Annotated in this window: 26 protein-coding genes; 10 read left to right on the forward strand and 16 right to left on the reverse strand. The window is 35.3% G+C overall.

The genetic code is table 11. From position 1 onward, the window contains the following. Window positions 1–127: 127 nt before the first annotated feature. Window positions 128–592: a DUF4870 domain-containing protein gene (locus C8N46_RS07425; protein ID WP_108114255.1), complete on the reverse strand. Its 465-nt coding sequence runs from the start codon at window positions 590–592 to the stop codon at window positions 128–130. Window positions 593–855: 263 nt separating this feature from the next. On the opposite strand from C8N46_RS07425, the gene C8N46_RS07430 reads away from it, so the two are divergent. From C8N46_RS07430 to C8N46_RS20860, 3 genes are all read left to right on the forward strand, one after another. Then, window positions 856–1,323 (forward strand): DUF4442 domain-containing protein, encoded by a 468-nt coding sequence (locus C8N46_RS07430; protein WP_108114256.1) that lies wholly within the window; start codon window positions 856–858, stop codon window positions 1,321–1,323. A 116-nt stretch (window positions 1,324–1,439) separates the two neighbouring features. Continuing rightward, on the forward strand, window positions 1,440–2,240 hold the full coding sequence (locus C8N46_RS07435) for a TIGR00266 family protein (protein ID WP_108114257.1): 801 nt from the start codon (window positions 1,440–1,442) through the stop codon (window positions 2,238–2,240). Window positions 2,241–2,407: 167 nt separating this feature from the next. Beyond that, window positions 2,408–2,605, forward strand: a complete 198-nt coding sequence (locus C8N46_RS20860; protein WP_007092881.1) for a hypothetical protein — start codon at window positions 2,408–2,410, stop codon at window positions 2,603–2,605. Window positions 2,606–2,650: 45 nt separating this feature from the next. On the opposite strand, the gene C8N46_RS07445 is transcribed toward C8N46_RS20860, so the two are convergent. After that, entirely contained in the window at window positions 2,651–3,589 is a 939-nt protein-coding gene (locus C8N46_RS07445) for a LysR substrate-binding domain-containing protein (RefSeq protein WP_108114258.1), read from the reverse strand. 117 nt (window positions 3,590–3,706) lie between these two features. Between C8N46_RS07445 and C8N46_RS07450 the strand changes: the two genes are divergently transcribed. Next, window positions 3,707–4,177 carry a Dps family protein gene (locus tag C8N46_RS07450; protein ID WP_108114259.1) on the forward strand — a complete coding sequence of 157 codons (471 nt, stop codon included), beginning with the start codon at window positions 3,707–3,709 and terminating at the stop codon, window positions 4,175–4,177. Window positions 4,178–4,336: 159 nt separating this feature from the next. Here the strand turns inward: C8N46_RS07450 and C8N46_RS07455 are convergent, their stop codons facing one another. Together C8N46_RS07455 and C8N46_RS20405 are read right to left on the reverse strand one after the other, a co-directional pair. Continuing rightward, entirely contained in the window at window positions 4,337–4,762 is a 426-nt protein-coding gene (locus C8N46_RS07455; protein WP_108114260.1) for a DUF2141 domain-containing protein, read from the reverse strand. 418 nt (window positions 4,763–5,180) lie between these two features. After that, entirely contained in the window at window positions 5,181–5,333 is a 153-nt protein-coding gene (locus tag C8N46_RS20405) for a hypothetical protein (RefSeq protein ID WP_158269101.1), read from the reverse strand. Between the two features lie 492 nt (window positions 5,334–5,825). On the opposite strand from C8N46_RS20405, the gene C8N46_RS07460 reads away from it, so the two are divergent. Continuing rightward, window positions 5,826–6,503 carry a hypothetical protein gene (locus tag C8N46_RS07460; protein ID WP_146169755.1) on the forward strand — a complete coding sequence of 226 codons (678 nt, stop codon included), beginning with the start codon at window positions 5,826–5,828 and terminating at the stop codon, window positions 6,501–6,503. 202 nt (window positions 6,504–6,705) lie between these two features. On the opposite strand, the gene C8N46_RS07465 is transcribed toward C8N46_RS07460, so the two are convergent. The 6 genes from C8N46_RS07465 to C8N46_RS07490 all read right to left on the reverse strand — a co-directional run bounded on the left by C8N46_RS07465 (window position 6,706) and on the right by C8N46_RS07490 (window position 13,032). Beyond that, window positions 6,706–7,974 carry a DUF58 domain-containing protein gene (locus tag C8N46_RS07465; protein WP_108114262.1) on the reverse strand — a complete coding sequence of 423 codons (1,269 nt, stop codon included), beginning with the start codon at window positions 7,972–7,974 and terminating at the stop codon, window positions 6,706–6,708. A 100-nt stretch (window positions 7,975–8,074) separates the two neighbouring features. Beyond that, window positions 8,075–9,097, reverse strand: a complete 1,023-nt coding sequence (locus C8N46_RS07470; protein WP_108114263.1) for an AAA family ATPase — start codon at window positions 9,095–9,097, stop codon at window positions 8,075–8,077. Window positions 9,098–9,127: 30 nt separating this feature from the next. Next, window positions 9,128–10,351: a DUF4350 domain-containing protein gene (locus C8N46_RS07475; protein WP_108114264.1), complete on the reverse strand. Its 1,224-nt coding sequence runs from the start codon at window positions 10,349–10,351 to the stop codon at window positions 9,128–9,130. Next, the gene (locus C8N46_RS07480) at window positions 10,348–11,118 is read right to left on the reverse strand and encodes a DUF4129 domain-containing protein (RefSeq protein ID WP_146169756.1); all 771 of its coding nucleotides are present in this window, start codon (window positions 11,116–11,118) and stop codon (window positions 10,348–10,350) included. Before C8N46_RS07480 ends, C8N46_RS07475 begins: the two co-directional genes overlap by 4 nt. A 5-nt stretch (window positions 11,119–11,123) precedes the next feature. After that, the gene (locus C8N46_RS07485; RefSeq protein ID WP_108114266.1) at window positions 11,124–12,071 is read right to left on the reverse strand and encodes a hypothetical protein; all 948 of its coding nucleotides are present in this window, start codon (window positions 12,069–12,071) and stop codon (window positions 11,124–11,126) included. Further along, on the reverse strand, window positions 12,055–13,032 hold the full coding sequence (locus tag C8N46_RS07490) for a stage II sporulation protein M (protein WP_108114267.1): 978 nt from the start codon (window positions 13,030–13,032) through the stop codon (window positions 12,055–12,057). The genes C8N46_RS07485 and C8N46_RS07490 overlap by 17 nt, the downstream gene beginning before the upstream one ends. A gap of 24 nt (window positions 13,033–13,056) precedes the next feature. Here C8N46_RS07490 and C8N46_RS07495 point away from each other — a divergent pair, with 24 nt between their 5' ends. Continuing rightward, entirely contained in the window at window positions 13,057–13,797 is a 741-nt protein-coding gene (locus C8N46_RS07495; protein ID WP_108114268.1) for an RDD family protein, read from the forward strand. Continuing rightward, window positions 13,797–14,402: a trimeric intracellular cation channel family protein gene (locus C8N46_RS07500; RefSeq protein ID WP_108114269.1), complete on the forward strand. Its 606-nt coding sequence runs from the start codon at window positions 13,797–13,799 to the stop codon at window positions 14,400–14,402. Before C8N46_RS07495 ends, C8N46_RS07500 begins: the two co-directional genes overlap by 1 nt. Window positions 14,403–14,504: 102 nt before the next feature. Here the strand turns inward: C8N46_RS07500 and C8N46_RS07505 are convergent, their stop codons facing one another. Both C8N46_RS07505 and C8N46_RS07510 read right to left on the reverse strand, forming a co-directional pair. Beyond that, window positions 14,505–15,713 carry a porin family protein gene (locus C8N46_RS07505; RefSeq protein WP_108114270.1) on the reverse strand — a complete coding sequence of 403 codons (1,209 nt, stop codon included), beginning with the start codon at window positions 15,711–15,713 and terminating at the stop codon, window positions 14,505–14,507. A 104-nt stretch (window positions 15,714–15,817) separates the two neighbouring features. Next, window positions 15,818–16,528 carry a peptidylprolyl isomerase gene (locus C8N46_RS07510; RefSeq protein ID WP_108114271.1) on the reverse strand — a complete coding sequence of 237 codons (711 nt, stop codon included), beginning with the start codon at window positions 16,526–16,528 and terminating at the stop codon, window positions 15,818–15,820. Between the two features lie 2 nt (window positions 16,529–16,530). Here C8N46_RS07510 and C8N46_RS07515 point away from each other — a divergent pair, with 2 nt between their 5' ends. After that, window positions 16,531–17,178 (forward strand): NUDIX hydrolase, encoded by a 648-nt coding sequence (locus tag C8N46_RS07515; RefSeq protein ID WP_108114272.1) that lies wholly within the window; start codon window positions 16,531–16,533, stop codon window positions 17,176–17,178. 38 nt (window positions 17,179–17,216) lie between these two features. Continuing rightward, window positions 17,217–18,020: a lysophospholipid acyltransferase family protein gene (locus tag C8N46_RS07520; protein ID WP_108114273.1), complete on the forward strand. Its 804-nt coding sequence runs from the start codon at window positions 17,217–17,219 to the stop codon at window positions 18,018–18,020. 232 nt (window positions 18,021–18,252) lie between these two features. On the opposite strand, the gene C8N46_RS07525 is transcribed toward C8N46_RS07520, so the two are convergent. The 3 genes from C8N46_RS07525 to C8N46_RS07535 are packed head-to-tail and all read right to left on the reverse strand — an operon-like array spanning window position 18,253 to window position 19,663. Then, on the reverse strand, window positions 18,253–18,507 hold the full coding sequence (locus tag C8N46_RS07525; RefSeq protein WP_146169757.1) for a hypothetical protein: 255 nt from the start codon (window positions 18,505–18,507) through the stop codon (window positions 18,253–18,255). A gap of 31 nt (window positions 18,508–18,538) precedes the next feature. Continuing rightward, a complete protein-coding gene (locus C8N46_RS07530) occupies window positions 18,539–19,165 on the reverse strand; it encodes a hypothetical protein (protein WP_108114275.1) in 627 nt (208 codons plus the stop codon). 3 nt (window positions 19,166–19,168) lie between these two features. Further along, window positions 19,169–19,663: an RNA polymerase sigma factor gene (locus tag C8N46_RS07535; RefSeq protein ID WP_108114586.1), complete on the reverse strand. Its 495-nt coding sequence runs from the start codon at window positions 19,661–19,663 to the stop codon at window positions 19,169–19,171. Between the two features lie 107 nt (window positions 19,664–19,770). Between C8N46_RS07535 and C8N46_RS07540 the strand changes: the two genes are divergently transcribed. Further along, the gene (locus tag C8N46_RS07540) at window positions 19,771–21,063 is read left to right on the forward strand and encodes an NAD(P)/FAD-dependent oxidoreductase (RefSeq protein ID WP_108114276.1); all 1,293 of its coding nucleotides are present in this window, start codon (window positions 19,771–19,773) and stop codon (window positions 21,061–21,063) included. Here C8N46_RS07540 and C8N46_RS07545 read toward each other — a convergent pair. Next, complete coding sequence (locus tag C8N46_RS07545) at window positions 21,055–21,756, reverse strand: lysoplasmalogenase (protein WP_108114277.1); 702 nt, start codon at window positions 21,754–21,756, stop codon at window positions 21,055–21,057. The two genes, C8N46_RS07540 and C8N46_RS07545, sit on opposite strands and share 9 nt — an antisense overlap. Window positions 21,757–21,773 lie beyond the last annotated feature (17 nt).

A 21,773-nucleotide genomic window follows, 5' to 3' on the forward strand; every position in this document is an offset into this window, starting at 1 on the left:
TCTGTTCGTTTTTTGATTGATGATGATTGATTGATTGATTGATGATGATGGTTGTTTGTTTTTCGTTTTTTGTTGTTTGTCTTGACTCCTGATTCCTGACTCCTGACTCCTGATTCCAGACTCAATTTTATTTAATAAATCGAAAGGTAAAAGGATATTTATAGCGTTCACCTTCGTTTGCCTTCATTGCAGCCACAATGGTATATGTAATATTTACGGCAAAAAATAACAATGCGCCGAGTCCTGTGATAATTCCTACCAAAGACATTCCAAAAATTCGAATGCCGTTTTCCACGTTGATGTCAATATCATGAAACCAAAACAAATCCCATGTATTCACATTGTGAATGCCAAAGGCAATAAAAAAAGGAATACTTAACACAACGGCAGCAATTTTATAACAGAGCAAGCTCAACTGAAAATTAATCACTTCTTTCCCATGATGATCTATAAACTCCGAATCCTTTTTATACATCGTCCAAAAAATGATAGGAAGTATAAAATTTCCAAGCGGGAAAAAGTATTTGCTAAATGCCGAAACGTGTAAAACCGTCGCTACATTTTTATCGTGATTCGTCAGTGTTGATTCCATTGCATATTATTTTCTTATGCAAATATATGTCTAAAAAAAGGTATTATGCAAAACATAGTACTTAAAATTAACAAAATATTAACATTTTAAAAAAGCTTAAAACACTTTTATTTTGAAGTTAATTAATTGAAAATTAGAGTATTAAATATAAGCTTGTGATTTGTTAGCTTTTCAGTAGAAAAAAGAATCTAAATTTCAACTTTTCAATAAAATCCTGAATTTTTTGTATTTTGGCAATCAGAATGTAACCTGAAAAACGACAAATGGCAAAAAAACTGACTCCATCAAAAATTAATATGTACACGCTTACTAGGCTTCCATCGGCATACTTTTCGGGTGTGCGATTGAAAGAAATTACCAAAGACACAGCAACAGTTACGGTGAAGCATAATTGGTTCAACAAGAATCCTTTTAAATCGCTGTATTGGGCAACGCAAGGAATGGCTTCTGAATTGGCAACAGGTGTACTTGTAATTCAAGGAATTGAAAATACAGAAGAAAAAATCTCAATGTTGGTGCGTTCTCAAAAAGGAACGTTTACCAAAAAAGCAACAGGACGCATTCGTTTTGTATGTAAAGATGGAGAAAAAGTAAAAGCAGCTATAGACGCAGCTATCAAAACTGGTGAAGGACAAAGTTTGACATTATTTGCCGAAGGTTTTGATGCTTCTGGAGAAAGCGTTTCTCATTTCGAATACGAATGGGGAATCAAATTGCGAAAGAAAAAGTAGTGTAACAAATATTATCTTTTCACATCTAATTCAACAAACACACTTCGACAAGCTCTGTGTAAACCGACAGGCTCAGTGTAAACACGACAAAATCAATATAAAAAAACGAACAAACTATGACAGCACACGAAATTGACTACCATATTTATGGGGAAGAAATGCAATATGTAGAAATTGAACTCGATCCAGATGAAGCTGTGATTGCGGAAGCAGGCAGTTTTATGATGATGGACGAAGGCATTAAAATGAATACTATTTTTGGCGACGGCGGCAATCAGGAAAAAGGAATTTTAGGGAAATTATTTTCGGCAGGAAAACGAATTCTAACTGGCGAAAGTTTGTTTATGACGTCTTTTCTCAATGAAAAAGCCTTTGGAAAGCGAAAAGTAAGTTTCGCATCGCCGTATCCTGGAAAAATTATTCCAATTGATTTAACTGAGTATCGCGGCAAATTTATTTGTCAAAAAGATGCCTTTTTATGTGCCGCAAAAGGTGTTACCGTTGGGATTGAATTCTCTAAAAAACTAGGACGTGGATTTTTTGGTGGTGAAGGATTCATCATGCAAAAGTTAGAAGGCGACGGAATGGCATTTGTACATGCTGGAGGTACGATGGCGCAACGACAACTAGCACCTGGCGAAACTTTACGCGTTGATACAGGTTGTATTGTAGGATTTACCCAAGAAGTGGATTACGATATCGAATTTGTTGGCGGTATCAAAAACACTTTGTTTGGCGGTGAAGGAATGTTTTTTGCGACCTTAACAGGTCCTGGAATTGTGTACATTCAATCGTTGCCATTTAGTCGTTTGGCAGGAAGAGTTATTTCAGCCTTACCAAACAGGGGAAATAGTAAGGGAGAAGGCAGTATTTTAGGGAGTATTGGCGATTTATTGGATGGTGATAATCGCTTCTAATGAGCGTGTTTTCGACTTAAAAAAAACTTAAAACTTCATTCAAATTCTGTTAAAGTTTCTATGTAGAAGGTTACACATTAATTTTTTTACTATTTTTAAGAAACTAAAACTGAATGCCTATACACAAAAACTACTCTTAAAAATTTTAACCTTAATCCTCGTTAAATATGGCAAGAGCGATGTTCGATTACACCAAAACTATACTTAAAAAAGTAAGTTTCGATCCATCATTGTTTTGTAAAGAATTACAAAAAGCTTTGCAACGATTGCTCCCTCACGAGATAGAAGAATTGAAAATTTGGATCAATTCTCTCGTCACAGCAAATCCACAATTAGACCAATGTTTAATCTATTTAAAACCATAAGAAAAGCCGCGATACGTCGCGGCTTTTTTAGTATGTATCTTCTTGTTATGATTGTACGGGACTGATAATCTCGACATTGTGAAATGCAATTGCACCACGAACAATTCCCATGATTACACCTCGTAAAGCTTCTATAATCTGCATTTTCAATTCGCTTTTGTGGAATAGCAAACTCACTTCTCTGGCAGGTCTTGGCTCTGCAAAATGACGTAAATATTTACGCTCCGATTCTTTAATATCTAAGGTATGTAAGTAGGGAAGAAGCGTCATGCCCAAATCTTCGTTAGATAGTTTTATCAAGGTTTCAAAGCTTCCACTTTCCAATTGAAAATGGTCGTCAGTAATGGCTCTTGGCGTTTTACACAAGTTGATTACGCCGTCTCTAAAGCAATGTCCGTCTTCCAATAATAAAATATCATCAATATCTAAGTCGCTCGTTTCCAGTTCTTTTTTGTGATACAAGCGATGATTTTCCGTAATATATCCAACAAACGGTTCGTAATACAACACACGTTCTTTAATTTGCTCGTAGCCTAATGGAGTTGCAGCAATAGCGGCGTCTAAATGACCTTCATTCAATCTTTTAATGATGGTTTCTGTCGTGAGTTCTTCTATTTTTAAATTGACTTTGGGATACTTTTTAATAAACGTTTTTAAGAACATTGGCAATAACGTTGGCATGATGGTCGGAATGATGCCCAACTTAAATTCGCCACCAATAAATCCTTTTTGCTGATCAACGATATCTTGCATTCTGCCCGATTCATTGACGATATTTCGGGCTTGTTCAACGATTTTCTTCCCAATTTCGGTGAGTTGGATGGGTTTTTTACTTCTATCAAAAATCTGAATCTCTAATTCATCTTCCAATTTTTGAATTTGCATGCTTAATGTGGGTTGTGTTACAAACGATTTTTGAGCAGCTAAGGTGAAATTTTGGTGTTCGGCAACAGCCAGCACATATTGTAATTGTGTAATTGTCATTAGTATAGTTTTGAGTGATAAAAATATAAAAACTATCAATAAAACTTATCATTATTCCCTTAAAATGTTCGATAATTTTGTTTTATCAAAAATTAACAACATCAAAATACACACAAAATGACATTAACTATATTAGGATTAGACATCCAAAAAACAGAAAAATTGGCAAAAGACTTGAACGTTTTATTGGCAAATTTTCAAGTGTACTACCAAAATTTACGCGGAATTCACTGGAATATCAAAGGAAAAGGTTTTTTTGAATTGCACGCAAAATTTGAAGAATTGTATAACGACGCTCAAGTAAAAGTAGATGAAGTAGCAGAGCGTATTTTAACACTTGGCGGAGAACCGTTGCACACTTTTGAAGATTATATCGCCAATGCAAAAGTTCCCGTAGGAAAACACATTTCAAAAGATGAAAAAGCGGTAGAATTGATTGTAGCTTCCATTTCAGAATTGTTGCAATTGGAACGAAGTTTATTAGAAAAAGCCGCAGATGCAAGCGACGAAGGAACCGTTGCGATGATGAGCGATTTCATCTCTCAGCAAGAAAAAACCATTTGGATGATGCGCGCTTGGTTAGGATAAGAAGTTATTGGTTTGTAAGTTTTAGAGTTTTTGAGGTAGCTCGCTGTATGGCAAAAACTTCATAATAATATATGTATTAGGTTAGTTTTAACGAAAAAGCGACGCCAATTTGGTGTCGCTTTTCTCTTTTACGGTTGATTATTAAAGTTTAGTAAGCTATTACAATACAATCTTTAAAGTAACATCTGTATCTTTCACTTCAAACTTAGCTGGGTCAAATTGTGGAGGTCCATAACTCATCGGATTGTTTGAAATTCCGTAATCTTCTTTTGGCATTCCACTATCTTCGAAGTCCATTTGCCCGTTGTCATTTTCGTCATGTACACAGGTAATAGCATACGTTCCTTTCGGTACATTTTTAAAGGTTACTTTGACTTTATTCCCTTCAATTTCGCTAGCGGCGGATTGTATAGGTTTTGTTTTCATAAAGGTTTCTTCCGTATGCAAAGCAAACAATACTTTCCCTTTATTGCTTTTCACTTTGTCAATAGTCACGGTAATAGTAACACCTTCTTCAGAAGTAGTTTGTGCATTGCTTGTAAAAAGTCCTGCGATAAAAACGGCGATTAAAAGTACATTTTTCATAATAGTAATTGTTTATTGATTTGTTTTTGCTAGTTGCTAGTTGCTAGTTGCTAGTTGTTAGGTTTTAGGTCTTGGTCTAGATTCATGGCTCTTGATTCTTGATTCATGGCTCTTGATTCTTGATTCATGACTTTTAGCCTAATTATCCTAACGACAGTTCAAAAGTGCGAAGAATGCGTTTCGTTACACAAAATAAAATACTGGATTGTTGTTTTTTGGGGATGAGTTGTTGTTGGGGGTTGGGTTTTAGGTGTTAGGTGTTAGGTGTTAGGTTTTGGGGCGCTCCGCTTTTGGTTGTTTTTTGTCGATTTGTTTTAATTTTTACTCCTAAACCTATAACACAAAAAAACTGCATAAGAAGCATACATATCCTATAAAACTTCTTATACAGCTTTTTTACATTAGCTAGAATGTGAATTTAGTAAGCACATCTCCAGCCGCCAATACATCTTCCGCCTGGACAGTCGCTGTCTCTTGTACAATATGGAGGATAATACCCACCTGCAATGTTTTTTTGTTTAGATTTTTCAATGACTTTACTTCCTGAAAGATTTGCAATGTTTTTTAACATGATATATAAGTATTTTGGTTAATAATACTAGTAATATAAATTATTTTGTAACTAATAACTTACGGTAAAACCATACACTTTTTTGTTTTTAAATAATACACAACAATTAACAAATGTCTAATCTTGCTTCGCAATGTGTTGCATTCTTCTGAAAGAACTTGATGATTTCTCTAATGATTCAGCTTATTTTAAAGATTTTCTCAAGTACATTGACTTTGTTCTTTAGCTGTAAAAATATTTTTAATACCTATTAAAAGTAACTTTAATACGTATTAAACTTTATTTTAATAGGTATTAAAGTTTGATAAGCTCTTGAAGTTTTGATTGAAAGATAAAGAGGAATTGGTTGAAACTATTTGATGTTTTATAAAACTTATCAAGATATAGCTGAAAAGATATAAATAGAAAGTAAAGCCTTGTATGGTCCGTTTACGGGAAACCACATTGTATATTGTAATTATTTTACTACTTTTACGGAAAGATTTTAAGCTTATGAATAAAAAGAGTAGTAAAAGCTTGCTATTAATCGTTTTTATGTCCTTAGTATTACTATATAGTTGCAGTGATGAGAATGATAGTACTTCAGAACAGCATACAGTAGGAAAAGCACATGAACATTTACAACATCACACAAATGATGTGTCACATGCACATGTATTTGAAGTGGATTTGGCAAACGGTAAAAATCTTCATAATGTCACAAAATCAAATTTCAAAGCATTTAGCAACGAAGAGAAAGCAACTTTTATAAAATATTATATTAGTGAAGGCGGTGGAAAATGCAGTTGTGAAGGTGGATGTTCTGTAGAATGTCCTTCAGGCAGCAAACCCAAATGTCAATGCTGTTCCTGTGGTTGGTCTGATTGTGGATGCGAGCCTTTTGCTAAAGGAGCTATTAAATTACAATATGAGATTCATGAAAATACAGATGGTTCAGCTAGCTTGGTAAAGAAAGCCTCTGAAAAGTCTTTTTCATCTTTTGCAAACAGTAACTTACCCAATGCGTCAAAAATAGCAGCACTCTTTGATAACGAGTCTGTTTTCAAAACAGCAACCAACGGAACCATACAATTATCAGCAAAAGAATACCAAACACTTTTAGCTAAATTTCAAGTGTTTATGGTTAATTATTCAATGGAACAGTACTTTGAAGTGGAGTATGAATTTTAAAGATATTTATGGGGAAATAGGAACTGACTTTATTCATATACACCATTTAATTCCTGTTTGTCCAAATTGCCATTCAATGCTTCATAAAAAAATAAACGGAAAACTACCTACGGTAGAGGAATTAAGAAAAATGATTAATAAACAAAATTAAAGAATATATACTCATACTTAAACCAAAGGACTCTTAAATATTATTAATTTTTTACACCAACCCACGCGCTTTCATCTCCAAATACTTGTTAATGGCATTAATCGTCAAATTCTCAGGAGTCGTTAAAATGGAATGAATTCCGTATTTTTTCAATTCGTTGACGATTAAGCGCTTTTCGAAAGAGAACTTTTCTGCGATGACTTTGTCGTACGCTTCTTGAATGGTGGTTGCTTCGCTGTGGATGAGTTCGTCGAGTTCGGTGTTTTTAAAGAAAACTACGACTAACAAGTGACTTTTGGAAATTCCTTTTAAGTACGGCAATTGACGGTTGAGTCCGTCCATAGTTTCAAAGTTGGTGTACAACAACAGCAAACTTCGGTGTTTCAGTGTTTGCTTGATATGTCCGTACAAACGTCCGTAATCAGATTCGTAAAAGTCTGTGCTAACATTATACAACGATTCCAAAATAAGGTTCATTTGCGAACTGCGTTTTTCGGCAATCACCGTGTTTTCAACTTTTTTAGAAAAGGTAAACATGCCTGCTTTGTCTTGCTTTTTTAAGACCACGTTGCTCATCACTAGCGTGGCGTTGATGGCATAATCGAGCAGACTCAATTCGTTGAACGGCATTTTCATCATACGACCTTTGTCAATCACCGAATACACAGGTTGCGATTTTTCATCTTGATACTGATTCACCATCAAATGTCGCTGTTTTGCCGTCGCTTTCCAGTTAATCGTTCGCAAATCGTCGCCAATCACATATTCTTTAATTTGCTCAAATTCCATCGTATGTCCGATACGGCGAATTTTCTTAATGCCATACATCGTCAAATTATTTCCAATGGCGAGCAAATCGTACTTTTTTAATTGCAAAAACGCAGGATAGGTGGGCACCATTGCTTCGTTGTCAAAGTAGAAACGACGCGCAACCAATCCCAATACGGATTGCACATATACATTGAGTTTTCCAAAAATATATTCGCCGCGTTCGGTTGGTCGTAATTTGTATTTTAAATCAATTACGCTGGATGCTTTTATCTTTTTTTCTATAGAAAAATCGCGCACTTGAAATTGCTCTGGAATTTCGTCAATAATTCGTACGGATATCGGAAACGTATAATAATTTTCCATTCGTAAAAAGATATCATTTTCGTCACCGTTGGAGAATTTATCGGGCAATTGACGTGTGGCTGAAATTCCCGTTTTAGCGAGATACAAAATAAAAATATCCAATAAGGTAAACGTACAAAAAACAAGCAGCAACAGTTTCGAAACATAGAAAAGCTTCGGAAAAATAAAGCTGATGATAAAGCACATGATAATTCCGAGAGATATGTAAAAGAAACGATCTCTGATGTATAAGGATTTAAAAAAATCTTTGATGACTTGCACTTGCTGCCTAATTTCAGGTTATAACCTATCGAGGAATCTCAATAGTTTGTATGATTTGATTGATGATTTGCTTGGATGTCATTCCTTCCATTTCGCGTTCTGGCGTTACAATGATACGATGTTGCAACACAGGTACGGCTACACTTTTGATGTCTTCTGGTGTAACAAAATCGCGTCCGTTGATAGCGGCATACGCTTTAGATGCTTTTAAAATGGCAATAGAAGCTCTCGGAGAAGCGCCCATGTATAGGAATTGATTGTTGCGCGTGTTGATGATGATTTCGGCAATGTATTTCAATAAATGCGGTTCTACCACCACATCATTGACCAAGGCTTGGTATTTGGTGATTTGTGTTTGACTAAGAAATGCACTGATTTTATCTACTTTTTTCTCGTCTTTCAAATCGTGTTCGCGGGCAATGATTTCTATTTCTTCTTCTAGGTTTGGATATTCCACGTTGATTTTAAATAGAAAACGGTCCAATTGTGCTTCTGGCAAACGATAGGTTCCTTCTTGCTCAATGGGGTTTTGCGTTGCCAACACCATAAATGGCGCGTCTAAATTGTATTTGGTGCCGTCCATAGTAATTTGTCGCTCTTCCATCACTTCAAACAAAGCGGCTTGGGTTTTTGCTGGCGCACGGTTGATTTCGTCAATGAGTAACATATTGGTAAATACAGGCCCTTTTCTGAATTCGAATTCAGATTTTTTCATGTCGAAAATAGACGTTCCTAAAATGTCACTTGGCATCAAATCTGGCGTAAACTGAATACGTCCAAAATCTACGGTGAGTGACTTTGCCAATAGTTTTGCTGTAATTGTTTTGGCAACACCTGGCACACCTTCAATCAACACATGTCCTTTGGCAAGTAGTGCGGTGATGAGCATGTCAATCATTCCTTTTTGTCCTACAATGACTTTTGAGAGTTCTTCTCGTATTTTTTGAATGCCATCTTGTAGTTCGGTCAAATCAATTCGGTTGGTAAATGACAACGGCGTATTCTCTGATTGTGCTTCGTGTTCGTTCGTTTCTCCTGTAAAGTCCATATATGTTATTTACGTGTGTAAGTTACTAATTTAATTGTTTTTGTTGCGGAATTTTTCAATGGCAACGGTGATTCTTAATACGTCATCTTCATCAAAAAAGAGCTTCTTTTGCAATATGTTGATGAGTTTGACGAGTCGTTCGGTTTCTTCTAACGATTTCCCAGATTTTTGATGCAAGCGTTTGCTAAACTTTTCGTCAAGCACTTGTGTGTCCAAAAAATATTCGGTGCGCAAATATTCTAAGAAATAGGTTATTTTTTTGTGTACCACATTTTGATGATCTTTCGTTTCATAGAATAGATTTCCAATGGTTTTGGTAAAGTCTACCGTCGTATTTTCCAGTGGTTTTACAATTTTTACAATGCGTTGTTTTCGTTTGGCATTAAACAGAATAAAAATTACCAAGAAAATCAACGCTAAGTACCACGCCCATTGCAATGGCGGTTGCGATTTTATAAAGCGCAATCTTGAGTCTTCGTTGGTACCATCAGCAGCGGTGACTTTATAAGCAGAATCAAAAAATACGTCTTTGTTTGGAATATATGCCAACACACCTTCCGAATATTGATGCTGATTGTCTTTTAAAAGTATGTAATTGGTAAACGCCAACGGTTGCGTGTGCAGTAAAAATGCACCATTACCTACCGGAACTTTGATAAAGTTAGTGTATTTGGTTTGTGTTGAATCATTCTCAAATTGTTGATAGCCTAATACCGTGGTGGTTAAGGAATCAATGTATAAGAAATGGTGGTTTTTGATGCCTTTTTCAACGGTGATGTCTTTATCGCGTAAACGATTGTTGGCAAATGATAAGGTTGCTTTACTTTCCGAACGAAATTCATAGTTAATATACACGCCCAAGCTATCTAGCAAATACTCTGGCATGTCTCTCGCAGATACAAATATGGTGTTTCCTTCGGTAGCAAAATCGAATAATTCATTCACAGAACTAAAGTCCGTAAAAAACGCATCGGCAATCTTCACATAGGTTCCGTTGATTTTATACTCGTATTTTTCAAAATCGTAATTGTTGTAGATAAACTCATAAGGAGTTCTGTAAACGTTGGTAACTTTTCCTTTTGGGAGTACATGTTCCAACTCTTTGTGAAACACTTGCAAGTCGTACGGTTTGGTTTGTCGCTCATCAAAAGTTTCTCGCCAATCGATAGGTGTTGGTTTGGAAACGCCCATAAATCCAGCTATCATGATGATGGCAATTAAAATACCCAGATATATTTTCAATCGTTTACTCATGCGGCAGCTTTTTTAAGGACAACAGTAAACGATTCTTGGGCTTTTTCGTATTGTGCTTGGTTGATATCAAATTCACCATACCAAACATAGTTGTACACGTATGAAGTGTATTGAAACTGTTCGCGTAGTGCTTCCTCTTTGATTTCGTACGTATAATCGAGATTTGTTTTTTCTGGGTCAAATGCAATGATTTCAGCAGCACTTAATTGCTTTAACATGTTGAGGTATTGATATCTGATTGCCAATCGGTAGTCACCATTTGCAGTAGCTTCTTGAATCAGTTTGTTGAAATCGGCGCTGTGAATATTCGTGTCAATATCTTCGTGACGAATAATGCGTCGGTCGGAGCGTTTTCCGAAAACCCAGCGACCTTCGCCGTTCATCATCGTTTTTACAATAAAAAACACTACTAAAATGATGATGATGACATAGAAAATGTTGAGCGCGTTTTGTATGAATTCAGAAGCTTCTTTTCGTGTGCCAAAGTCAAACCAATCTTGCACCGTAGCTTCGAGCCAATCTCCAAAATTTGATAACCAACCCGCTTCTTTTTGTTCTTGGTTGTATTCGAATTCTTCACTAGCGTACCGTTCTTTAAAATCGGCATCATATTTTTTAGGCTCAACGTACGAATCATCTTTTTGTACAGGTGTTTGCTGCTCTATGAATGTAGTTTCTGCCACAGCAATATGTGCTGCATGTAATGACAGCGAGCACATTCCCGAAAGGGAAAAAATAAAAAATATGTTTCTAAAAAGTTGCGGCATGAATATTAGTTTCTCCCGATATCGTCAATAGTATCTTGTGTGTGAATGTTTTCGCGGTCTTCTTTTAAACTGTAATACACAACTGCTTGATGAATTTGCAGTGTAGCCGAAGTTAAAAAATTAAACAGATACATACCAGTTTGCAATGCAAACGCAATGATAAATACCAATGAAGTTTTATCTAAGTCGCTCAAAAACATAGGATTTTCTATAAAAGGAACTCCTAAAAAGTACAATACTATTCCTTGAAGAAAAGAATATACATATTGAAAAATAATAATCATTAAGATGAATATTCCAACAGCTCCGATGCTAGGAAAAAATTGTTGAAAACATAGTTGCAAACTATATCCATAGCAATCAAATACACTTTTGTCATCGTATTTCATGTATTCCATTAGAGCAGAATGGTAAAATAGCGAAATCAACCCTACGACAAAGACGATGAAAGGAATTCCGATGAACGTTATTGCCATAATTCCCATCACAATAGCGGCTGCAATCATGAGCGGAATGGAAATTAAAATCGTCACTAGTAAAAACTTGATGAGTCTGCCGAAGTTGGCAAATAGTTCTTTTGAAATTTCTTTGTTGGTAAAATTAGCACCTTTGTGTTTCTCGTACAGTTTAAAATACAGTGGAATGTACGCGTAATTTAAGATTCCAACAAACGCACTGATCAAAATGTATAAAATTCCGTATGGAACATAAATATTGGAATTGTCACCAAGATATCTAATAAACTCTCTTTGATTACGTTCATCTAACAAGCCCAACGCTTGTAATTCTGCAACTTCCATATACAGAATAAAACTCATGACAATGAGCACTAGCAAAAAAAGCCCATTTACTAAAAGGTAATTTTTGAAAAAATGCTTTCCGTGCATTTTTATAAACGCAAACGTGTCTTTAAAAAACAGTGCGAAGTCTCTCGATTTATATAGTTGCAACATGTGTTTTTAGTTTTTTATGTACAATATGTGGATATATTAAATAGTAATAAGAGATGATTCCTAAGGTAATTAAAATGATTCCTACGGAAAGCCAGTTGGGCATTATATTGGAATATCGCGTCACATAGCCTTCTAAAACACCAGCGGCAAAAGTAAAAGGAAATGTACTAATTAGGATTTTGATTCCTGTTTTTAGGCCAATTTTAAAGGAAGCCATTCGCGAATAGGTTTTAGGGAACAAAATGCTAGCTCCTAAGATGAATCCTGCGGCACCTTCTATGAAAATTGCAAAAATTTCCATCGCACCGTGAATCCAAATACCGCGCACACTTTCCCACAAAACGCCTTGCTGATAGAAAAAGTATTGAAAAGCACCCAACATAGTGCCATTGACTAAAAGAATATATCCTGTTCCTATGCCGCCAAACACGCCTAAAATAAAGCAAAGCATGCCTACACGTAGGTTGTTGAAGGTAATACCGATAAAGCTTCCCCAATTGCTGCCATTTTTGTAAATAGCTACAGGATCGCCGCTTTGAATGTTTTCTAAAGTTTCATTGACGTAGCCATCTCCCAAAATAAAACGAACAAATAAATCATCGTACGCAGCAGAAACAGCTCCGATAGTAATAAACACGCCAAAAATGATAAAAGCATACATAATATAGCGACGATATTCGTACACAATCAACGGAACTTCCGTTTTCCAAAATTCGACGATGCGATTTGTTTTGGTGCGTTTGGTTCTATAAATACGTTGAAAAGCTGCTGCCGCTAGCTGATTTAAATAGCTAATGGTTTTACTCTTAGGATAATAGGTTTGTGCATACGACAAATCATTCATTAACTGAATGTACAAGGATGAAAGTTCATCAGGATTTTTAAACTGATTATTGTAAATGGTTTTTTCAAAGTTCAACCATTTTTCTTTATTTTGCTTGATAAATGCAACTTCTCTCATAGATACGCTAAAATAATACATAATATGTCAGAGATACAAATTAATACTACGCAAAATGTAAATATCGATTTTACATTGTCGTCTGTGGGCGAACGTGTCTTGGCATGTGTGATTGATTGGGTGATTAAAATTGCCTATGTTTTAGGAATTATTTGGTGTTTTAATTTAATGTTTGGTGATGAAAGATGGGTTATGGAGTTGGACTATTGGTCAGAAGTTGCCATTTACACCATGTTGGCTTTTCCTGCGTTAATTTATACCTTAGTGTTAGAGTCTTTGTGGGAAGGACAAACGGTTGGAAAAAAAATCATGAAAATAAAAGTGGTGAAAATTGATGGCTTTCAAGCGTCGTTTCTCGATTATTTTATTCGCTGGATTTTTAGAATGATCGATTTAAATATCCTATTCGGTTTTGTTGCATTAATTAGTGTGATAATGAGCGATAAAGGACAACGTTTGGGCGATATGAGTGCTGGAACTGCTGTAATTTCACGAAAAAATAAAATTTCCATCTCACATACCATTTTGGAAGACCTAAAAGAAGATTACAAACCGCAATATCCTTCAGTGATTAATCTTTCTGATAACGATATGCGAATCATCAAAGAAACGTATCTCATTGCCAAAAAGTCTAAAGATTTTGAAACATTGAACAAATTACGCACAAAGGTTGAACAAGTAATGGAAACCAAATCGGACAAAGCGACCATTCCTTTTATCGACGTTGTGATAAAAGATTATAACTTTTACACTCAAAACATGTAATGCTTTTTTACGCAATTGATATTATAGGAACTTTCGCTTTTGCGATTTCGGGCGTTTTGGTAGCGATGCAAAAACGTATGGATCCGTTTGGAATTTTTATCATCGCTTTTGTTACAGCTGTCGGCGGCGGAACCTTACGCGATGTGCTTATCGGAAGAACTCCCGTTGGCTGGATGAACGATTTGAATTATGTGCACGCGATTGGATTGGCGGTTGTGTTTGCGGTTATCTTTCGAAAAAAACTGAACCGACTCCGAAAATCATTATTCTTGTTTGATACAATCGGATTGGGCGTTTTTACCATTATTGGTGTGGAAAAAGGAATTTCTGCCGATTTACATCCTATCATTTGTATTGCATTGGGAACAATGAGCGCGAGTTTTGGTGGTGTGATTCGTGATATTTTATGTAATGAAATTCCCGTCATCTTTCGAAAAGAAATTTATGCTACAGCCTGTTTGGTAGGCGGCGCTACCTTTTTTGCACTGAAATATTTAGGACTTGAAGAAGATTTAATCTACATTTTTACGGCAGCAATGGTGATTTCAATTCGCTTGGTTGTGGTAAAATTCAAAATACAATTACCCACCATTTATCAAGCATAAAAAAACTGTTTGAAATCTTTTAAAACGTCATGCTGAACTTGATTCAGCATCTCATCCAATTAGTTTCAAACAGTTTTTGAGTTTTATATTTTCTATGTTTTTTTAGAAAATAGTATAGCCTATAGTGATGGAAAATTGTTTCAATTCCGATCTCGATAACGAACCATTATCTAACAGGTTTCTTCCTGGAAGATATCTAGCTTCTATAGAATATTTATCGTACGAATATCCCAATCCTAACGCAAGTCCTGCATTGGCACCAAAATCATCTTTTTCAATGGTCACGTTTCCACTTCCTTTAGCATCTAATAAAATATCAAACACCACAGCACCGCTTAAAAACAACTTGGAAGTATCATTTAAAAACATATAATGACGAGCTCCAATCGGAATTTGAATCGCGCTGTATTCAAGCTTGAAATTTCTTCTCACAGATAAATCCAAAAACTCACCTTCACCTTCATATGAACTGTAATTAGCCGCTATAAATGCGGACCATTTATTTTTATTGAAAGGAAAGATATATTCAAATTCAGCTCCAAAAGTTGGCGACCAAGTAGCTTCCGTATCTACACCTTTAGCAAAGAAAGCAGATATTCCTAAATCTGTAGTAGCACTTGTGTTGTAGGCTCCCGCAAAGACTTTGATGTGAAATGTTCCTTTTTTGGGCTTGCTAAATTGTACTGCAGTTTCTCCTTTACATTCGCTGTAATCTTTAAAAAATGATAGTAAATCTCCTTTTTTATAATCTACACGAATCACTTTTCTTTCTGTAATTCCTGTGCATGGAAATTCGGTCAACAATTGTTGTTGGTAGCGTTTGTTGTATAAAATATCACGATTTTCGTTAGTATATACATTGTAAATCAGCGGTTCAAGCGTTCCGTTTTCTTTCTTAAAATAGAATGCTTTTTTGTCTTGATCTCTGTAGGCGTATAAATCTACTTTTCCTTCCAATAAGACATTTAATAGTAATGTAGTGTCTTCATAATCGGGAGTTCTGTCAAATTTTAAATTTGAAACATCTCTATCCGAATTGTCAAAAGGAACGGTATGTTTTTCAAACTTGAACGCGTTTTCAATGACAACCGTTTTTAAGTTGGGTATTCGTAAAATTTTAGTTTCACCGTTTTGGGTAAGCTTGTATTCAAATTTTGAAGGAGTGTTAATCCAATCTTCGTTTTTAATATAACATTCGGTTTTTTGACCATTTTCGGTAATAAAATAGCCTTTTTCAAAGTTAATTTGAGCAAGAAGACTAGCGGAAGTCATCAAAAAGAAGAGAAGCAATACACTTGTGTAGTTTTTCATAAATATGTTTAAAATTAATTTTGCGCAAAGCTATCAAAATATCACACAAAACAATAGAAAACTTTGTAAGCGTATCAAAAAATTTACAAGCGTATCCAGATGGTTCAATCCAGTACTTCTACACCACGAATCATGATGTTTTTCTTAGGCCATTCGCCTTTATCTGTTGGCTGGTTGGCAATTTCATCCACCACATCCATTCCTGAAATCACTTTTCCAAACGCTGTGTATTCACCATTAAGGTGATGCGTTCCACCTTTTTTTTGAACGATAAAAAACTCGTATGGCGACGCATATTTGTAAGCGCGATCAATATCGCCACTAGGCATTGAAATAACGCCTCTGTCATGTTTGAATCCTTTTTTGGTATCTGGCGGAAGCAAATATTTTCCAATCTTCTGGCGTTTTTTAGCAATGCTCCAACCATCAGAGTTTCCACCTTGAATCACAAAATCTTTCACCACACGATGAAACTGTGTGCCTTCAAAATAATTGCGTTTGGCAAGCATGATAAAATTAGCTCTGTGATACGGTGTTTCTTCGTATAATTCTAAGTCTATATTGCCAAAATCAGTTTTGATACGTACTTTTCGCTCAGGATTGTTTTTGCCGTATTCAAGCATATAATCGAGTACATTGTCGTTGGTAATTTTGACTTCTTTTTCTTTTTTCTTCTTCTTTTTTTCTGGTGTTTTTGTTACCGTCTTTATCGTGTCTGTTTTTTCAGAAGTGTTCAATTTGGGTGTAGAAGTTTTAGTATCTTCGCAACCAAATACAAGGAATGTAACAATCAATACAAGACAAATCTTTTTCATAGATGAATTTTGATAATTTTAAAAAAATCCTTCCAAAAATAACAAAAATCCCGCTTCCAGGCATTTCTTCGCAATTGAAAATGGCACCTGCTATGCGCGAAAAGGAGCTTGAACGTTTAGAAATTCGCATGAAAAATGCACGTACTTCTGCGGTGATGGCTTTGTTTTATCCAAACGCAGCTAGAGAAACCAATTTTGTCTTAATTCTTCGTAAAACCTATCATGGTGTGCATTCCAATCAAGTTGGATTTCCTGGTGGAAAAACGGAACCTGATGATATTAATCATGAAGCTACAGCATTGCGTGAAACGGAAGAAGAAGTAGGCGTAGAGGGACAACGCATAGAAATTGTTCGAAAAATTACAAGCACCTATATTCCGCCAAGCAATTTTGTGGTGCATCCTTTTATTGGAATTCTTCATGAAACACCTACATTCATTCCACAAGCTTCCGAAGTAGCCGACATCATTGAGGTCGCTTTGGCGGATTTTCTATCGGAACGTGCTGTTATTCAACAAGAGCTGACAACTTCTTACATGAAAAAAGTGCAAGTTCCTGCGTTTTATCTCAATAATCATGTGGTTTGGGGCGCAACGGCGATGATGTTAAGCGAAGTTAAAGACATCATTTCTAAAGCCATTTCAAATTAGTTTTTGTAGATTTGTAATTCGTAAAAAATTGAACATACATGGGATTATTCAAAAGAAATCCTTTCGGACATATACTCTTTTTGAAAAAATGGTTGATTAGAATTGCGGGCGTTATGACACATAAACGCTATCGCGGATTTAATGAGCTAAAAATTGAGGGTTCAGATATTTTGCGCTCTTTGCCTGATAAAAATGTACTGTTTGTTTCCAATCACCAAACGTATTTTGCTGATGTTGTGGCAATGTTTCACGTGTTTAATGCCAGTCTAAAAGGACGTGATGATAATATTAAGAATGTAGGTTATTTGTGGAATCCGAAGCTGAATTTATACTATGTAGCAGCCAAAGAAACCATGAAATCAGGGTTTTTACCCAAAGTTTTAGCCTATGCAGGTTCGGTAAGTATTGAGCGTACATGGCGTGCCAATGGTGAAGATGTTAACAGACAAGTAAAAATGAGCGATATTTCCAATATCGGAATCGCGTTGAATGATGGTTGGGTAATTACCTTTCCACAAGGAACGACGCGACCTTGGAAACCTATCCGAAAAGGAACAGCACATATTATAAAACGTTACAAACCTATTGTAGTACCAATTGTAATCGACGGTTTTAGACGCTCGTTTGATAGAAAAGGATTGCGTATTAAAAAGAAAGGAATCTTACAATCAATGGAGATTAAAGAGCCTTTGGAAATTGATTACGACAACGAAAGTGTTGATGAAATTATTGAAAAAATAGAATATGCTATTGAGCAACATCCATCGTTTTTAAAAGTGATTCCGCAAGAAGAACTGGAAGCTATGGAAAAACTCAATGAAAAGCGTAAATGGGAATATTAATTCGTACTACTTAACAGATGAAGTGATTTAAACTTTTTCTTCTGGCTGTAAATTAATCTTATTTTGCCCTAATTTTGACTTTTTTTCGTGCCTTAGCCATGGCTATGCCACTCAAAAAAGACTTCATCAGACCAAAAAATCTTAAATTTTCGCTACAAAACAAAAAGTTTAAATCACTTCGAAATAAAAAAGGACTCATCTAATATGCATGAGTCCTTTTTTTATAGATAAACTAGGGATTATTCGCTGTAGATGTCGTCTCTTTTGGCTCGTTGACTGTGGTATAAAAAACCTGACCAACTTTATGGAAAACGTTATAAATAAACTGCATCAATCCGCCATTATTCATTGTATATATAGAAGTATATGCTGTAGTTGGAGCTACTAACGAAGTCCCAAATTCTTTTTGAAAACTGTTGGTTTGCTCGTGAGCGCTTATGGAAACTGTAAACATAAGTGCCGCTATAAGTAAAAAAATATGTTTCATGATGATTTAATTTTTAGTTTGGTAAATGGTTTTATGATTTCAATTGTTTCAACTCTCTGTAATTCTTTTTGAGTTTTTTGGTTAGTAAACCGTATATCAAATAGTAAATTCCGTAAAACAACGCTACAACCAAGCAAGCTGCTACAATAGTTCCTACAGCGAGCAACAAATATTGTGAAAGCGTGGCTTCAGCTTTAAACATATCCATACCACCAGCGCCTTCAATATATCCAGTTGGAATGGCAATACACACCGTAAGTGCAATAACACTCAAGCTATACATGACATAATGTTTCACAGTTCTTCGTGTGGTCATAATATTTTTCATCAAATCTTTTACAGAGCTTGTCGTAGATATTTTTTTGTAATTGATGAAAAACTTGTAAATAAAATAAAATACAACCGCAGAAGAAGCATAAAAGAACCAATTGAGCCAAGAAGGCATGCTTGAATCATTTAGCAAATCGGGTTGTATTAATAAGGCTAGGAGCACAATGGCAATTCCAAAGCCAAGTTCTAATAAACTGACGTAAAAAACCCACTTTACAAGTGATGAGGATTTCTTCACCATCATTTTATCAATATCATTGTAGGATAGCTTCGGCTGATATGCCTCTTGCTTTTTCCAATCTTTTTTTAATAAATCTAATTCTTCCATAATTTATGGATTTAAAATCTTTTTCAATTTGGTCTTAATTCGGTTCATCTTCACACGAGCATTTACTTCTGTAATTCCAATTGTCGAGGCTATTTCTTTATAATTTTTATCTTCTAGGTATAGGAAAATCAACGCTTTTTCAATATCTGATAATTGCTTGATTGCTTTGTACATTATTTTTAATTGTTCTTCTTCCGTATCATCATAATCCTCAGATGTTATTTTAAAAACAACACTTTCATAATCTTGTGTTTTTACACTGCGTTTTGACTTTCTGTATAAGGTAATGGCAGTGTTTAATGCCACACGATACATCCAAGTACTAAACTTAGAATCGCCTCTAAACTTTGGATATGCTTTCCATAATTGTATGGTAATTTCCTGAAACAAATCGTTGTGCTGATCTCTGTTTGAGGTATATATACGACATACTTTATGAACGATATTCTGATGGCGTTCTAATTCGGTAACAAAGTTATGTTCGAGGTTTTTGTTCAATTTTTGATGGTTAATTTGCCTATATGTGTTTCCTATCACAAATATGTTACATAAATTTTCAAAAAAAAATTTAGAAAGCCGTATTTTTACCTCGTAAAGGATTTTTTATGAACATACCACGAACAAGCTATCCTAGAGTAGTGATTATTGGTGGCGGATTTGCGGGAATTTCGCTGGCAAAAAAATTAGGAAAAAAAGAAGTGCAAGCCGTTTTAATTGACAAGCATAATTACCACACATTTCAACCTTTACTATACCAAGTTTCTACTGGCGGATTGGAACCAGACTCTATTGCATACCCAATCCGAAAAATTATTAAAGATTATCCCAACTTTTACTTCCGTATGGCAAACGTAGAAGCTATTGATACCGAAAATAAAAGTGTTTGTACGGATATTGGTGATTTAAGTTACGACCATTTGGTGATTGCAACAGGTTCTAAAACGAATTTTTTTGGCAATAGCGAAATTGAAAAGTATAGTATGGTGATGAAAACGATTCCGCAATCGTTGAATCTTCGCAGTTTGATTCTTGAAAATTTTGAACAAGCCATTTTAACCTCCGATTTGGCAGAAAGAAACGCATTGATGAATTTCGTAATCGTAGGTGCTGGCCCAACAGGTGTAGAATTGGCGGGCGCTTTGGCAGAAATTAAAAAAGGGATTTTGCCGAAAGATTATCCCGATTTAGACATTCGTCAGATGAAAATTAACTTGATACAAAGCTCTGACCGTATTCTGCCTGCAATGAGCGAAGTCGCTTCCGAAAAAGCAGAAGATTATTTGCAAAAATTGGGCGTAGATGTTTGGAAAAATTTACGCGTTACAACTTATGATGGCGATTGGGTGCAAACCAACGGAGCTGTTAATTTTAAAACGGCTACCGTAATTTGGTCGGCAGGTGTAAAAGGCGCTACAATTCCAGGTGTTGATAGTGAGGAACTTATTACAAGAGGCAATCGAATTTTGGTAAATGAATTCAATCAAGTAAAAGGCTTTGATGATATTTATGCGTTGGGCGATATTGCCGCGATGCAAAGTGACGAATATCCTAACGGACACCCAATGATGGCTCAACCCGCCATTCAGCAAGGAAAGCATTTAGGAAAGAACTTGATTCGTAAAATAGAAGGCAAAGAGATGAAACCGTTTAGCTATTTTGACAAAGGTTCTATGGCGACTGTAGGAAGAAACAAAGCTGTAGTCGATTTGCCAAAATTCAAGTTTCAAGGTGTTTTTGCGTGGTTTGTGTGGATGTTTGTCCACTTATTCTTTTTAATAGGATTCCGAAATAGATTGGTCGTTTTTATCAATTGGGTATATAATTACATCCGTTTTGATAGAGAAGCACGCTTAATCATTCGTCCGTACAAAAAACGAAAGCATATATCGTCATCCTAAAAGCGTACCTTCTGCGTTTTCTGTTGTATGAAATTTTACGGTTAAAATTCCTAAAATAATCAGTAATTGTGATGTTCCATAAAAAAGCATGATGTACACATCTTTATACGGTAATGCGTTATGAAATTGATTCAACCCGATTACGATTTGTGCAATGGTAAAGCAAGCAATTCCCCAAAAAACTAGGCGATAACTTTTCGTGTTTACATTTTTATAGCGTAAATAGCCAATCTTTAAAAAATTTAAAACAGTAATCATATAAATAATCACAGGTATTAGTAAGTTGTCGAGCTTATCATATATCAAATAAATTAACGAGAGCGAAAGCAATAACGAAACTGCCAAATAGGGAATTAAACGATCAATATCGTAGCGTACTTGCTTGTAAAAATATAGCGAATACAATAACATTGAAATTAAAAATAACACAAGTCCCAAAATAAACGAATAAAACGAAGTTTCTTCCAATAAAAGAATATCTCCAATACACAAAGCTGCCAGCGCACCGAGAATAATCAGGCGTTGATGAAATAACATGGCTTGACTATTTATATAGAAAAAAATAGCCAATAAAATAGTAATCAGCGGTTTGGTAACAATTCTATATTCGTACAATTCTTTAGCATTATTAAAATAAATATCTAAAGAAAGATTTAGTAAGAATATGATAATGAAAACTTTAAAAAACTTCATATACTGCGCTTTTTTTA

Origin of the sequence: Kordia periserrulae (assembly GCF_003054265.1) — a bacterium.
Lineage (GTDB): Bacteria > Bacteroidota > Bacteroidia > Flavobacteriales > Flavobacteriaceae > Kordia > Kordia periserrulae.

Coding starts and splice junctions, on each gene's coding strand:
- C8N46_RS07425 (WP_108114255.1), bottom strand. CDS start 592: ATGGAATCAACACTGACGAATCACGATAAAAATGTAGCGACGGTTTTA.
- C8N46_RS07430 (WP_108114256.1), top strand. CDS start 856: ATGGCAAAAAAACTGACTCCATCAAAAATTAATATGTACACGCTTACT.
- C8N46_RS07435 (WP_108114257.1), top strand. CDS start 1,440: ATGACAGCACACGAAATTGACTACCATATTTATGGGGAAGAAATGCAA.
- C8N46_RS20860 (WP_007092881.1), top strand. CDS start 2,408: ATGGCAAGAGCGATGTTCGATTACACCAAAACTATACTTAAAAAAGTA.
- C8N46_RS07445 (WP_108114258.1), bottom strand. CDS start 3,589: ATGACAATTACACAATTACAATATGTGCTGGCTGTTGCCGAACACCAA.
- C8N46_RS07450 (WP_108114259.1), top strand. CDS start 3,707: ATGACATTAACTATATTAGGATTAGACATCCAAAAAACAGAAAAATTG.
- C8N46_RS07455 (WP_108114260.1), bottom strand. CDS start 4,762: ATGAAAAATGTACTTTTAATCGCCGTTTTTATCGCAGGACTTTTTACA.
- C8N46_RS20405 (WP_158269101.1), bottom strand. CDS start 5,333: ATGTTAAAAAACATTGCAAATCTTTCAGGAAGTAAAGTCATTGAAAAA.
- C8N46_RS07460 (WP_146169755.1), top strand. CDS start 5,826: ATGAATAAAAAGAGTAGTAAAAGCTTGCTATTAATCGTTTTTATGTCC.
- C8N46_RS07465 (WP_108114262.1), bottom strand. CDS start 7,974: ATGTGCTTTATCATCAGCTTTATTTTTCCGAAGCTTTTCTATGTTTCG.
- C8N46_RS07470 (WP_108114263.1), bottom strand. CDS start 9,097: ATGGACTTTACAGGAGAAACGAACGAACACGAAGCACAATCAGAGAAT.
- C8N46_RS07475 (WP_108114264.1), bottom strand. CDS start 10,351: ATGAGTAAACGATTGAAAATATATCTGGGTATTTTAATTGCCATCATC.
- C8N46_RS07480 (WP_146169756.1), bottom strand. CDS start 11,118: ATGCCGCAACTTTTTAGAAACATATTTTTTATTTTTTCCCTTTCGGGA.
- C8N46_RS07485 (WP_108114266.1), bottom strand. CDS start 12,071: ATGTTGCAACTATATAAATCGAGAGACTTCGCACTGTTTTTTAAAGAC.
- C8N46_RS07490 (WP_108114267.1), bottom strand. CDS start 13,032: ATGAGAGAAGTTGCATTTATCAAGCAAAATAAAGAAAAATGGTTGAAC.
- C8N46_RS07495 (WP_108114268.1), top strand. CDS start 13,057: ATGTCAGAGATACAAATTAATACTACGCAAAATGTAAATATCGATTTT.
- C8N46_RS07500 (WP_108114269.1), top strand. CDS start 13,797: ATGCTTTTTTACGCAATTGATATTATAGGAACTTTCGCTTTTGCGATT.
- C8N46_RS07505 (WP_108114270.1), bottom strand. CDS start 15,713: ATGAAAAACTACACAAGTGTATTGCTTCTCTTCTTTTTGATGACTTCC.
- C8N46_RS07510 (WP_108114271.1), bottom strand. CDS start 16,528: ATGAAAAAGATTTGTCTTGTATTGATTGTTACATTCCTTGTATTTGGT.
- C8N46_RS07515 (WP_108114272.1), top strand. CDS start 16,531: ATGAATTTTGATAATTTTAAAAAAATCCTTCCAAAAATAACAAAAATC.
- C8N46_RS07520 (WP_108114273.1), top strand. CDS start 17,217: ATGGGATTATTCAAAAGAAATCCTTTCGGACATATACTCTTTTTGAAA.
- C8N46_RS07525 (WP_146169757.1), bottom strand. CDS start 18,507: ATGAAACATATTTTTTTACTTATAGCGGCACTTATGTTTACAGTTTCC.
- C8N46_RS07530 (WP_108114275.1), bottom strand. CDS start 19,165: ATGGAAGAATTAGATTTATTAAAAAAAGATTGGAAAAAGCAAGAGGCA.
- C8N46_RS07540 (WP_108114276.1), top strand. CDS start 19,771: ATGAACATACCACGAACAAGCTATCCTAGAGTAGTGATTATTGGTGGC.
- C8N46_RS07545 (WP_108114277.1), bottom strand. CDS start 21,756: ATGAAGTTTTTTAAAGTTTTCATTATCATATTCTTACTAAATCTTTCT.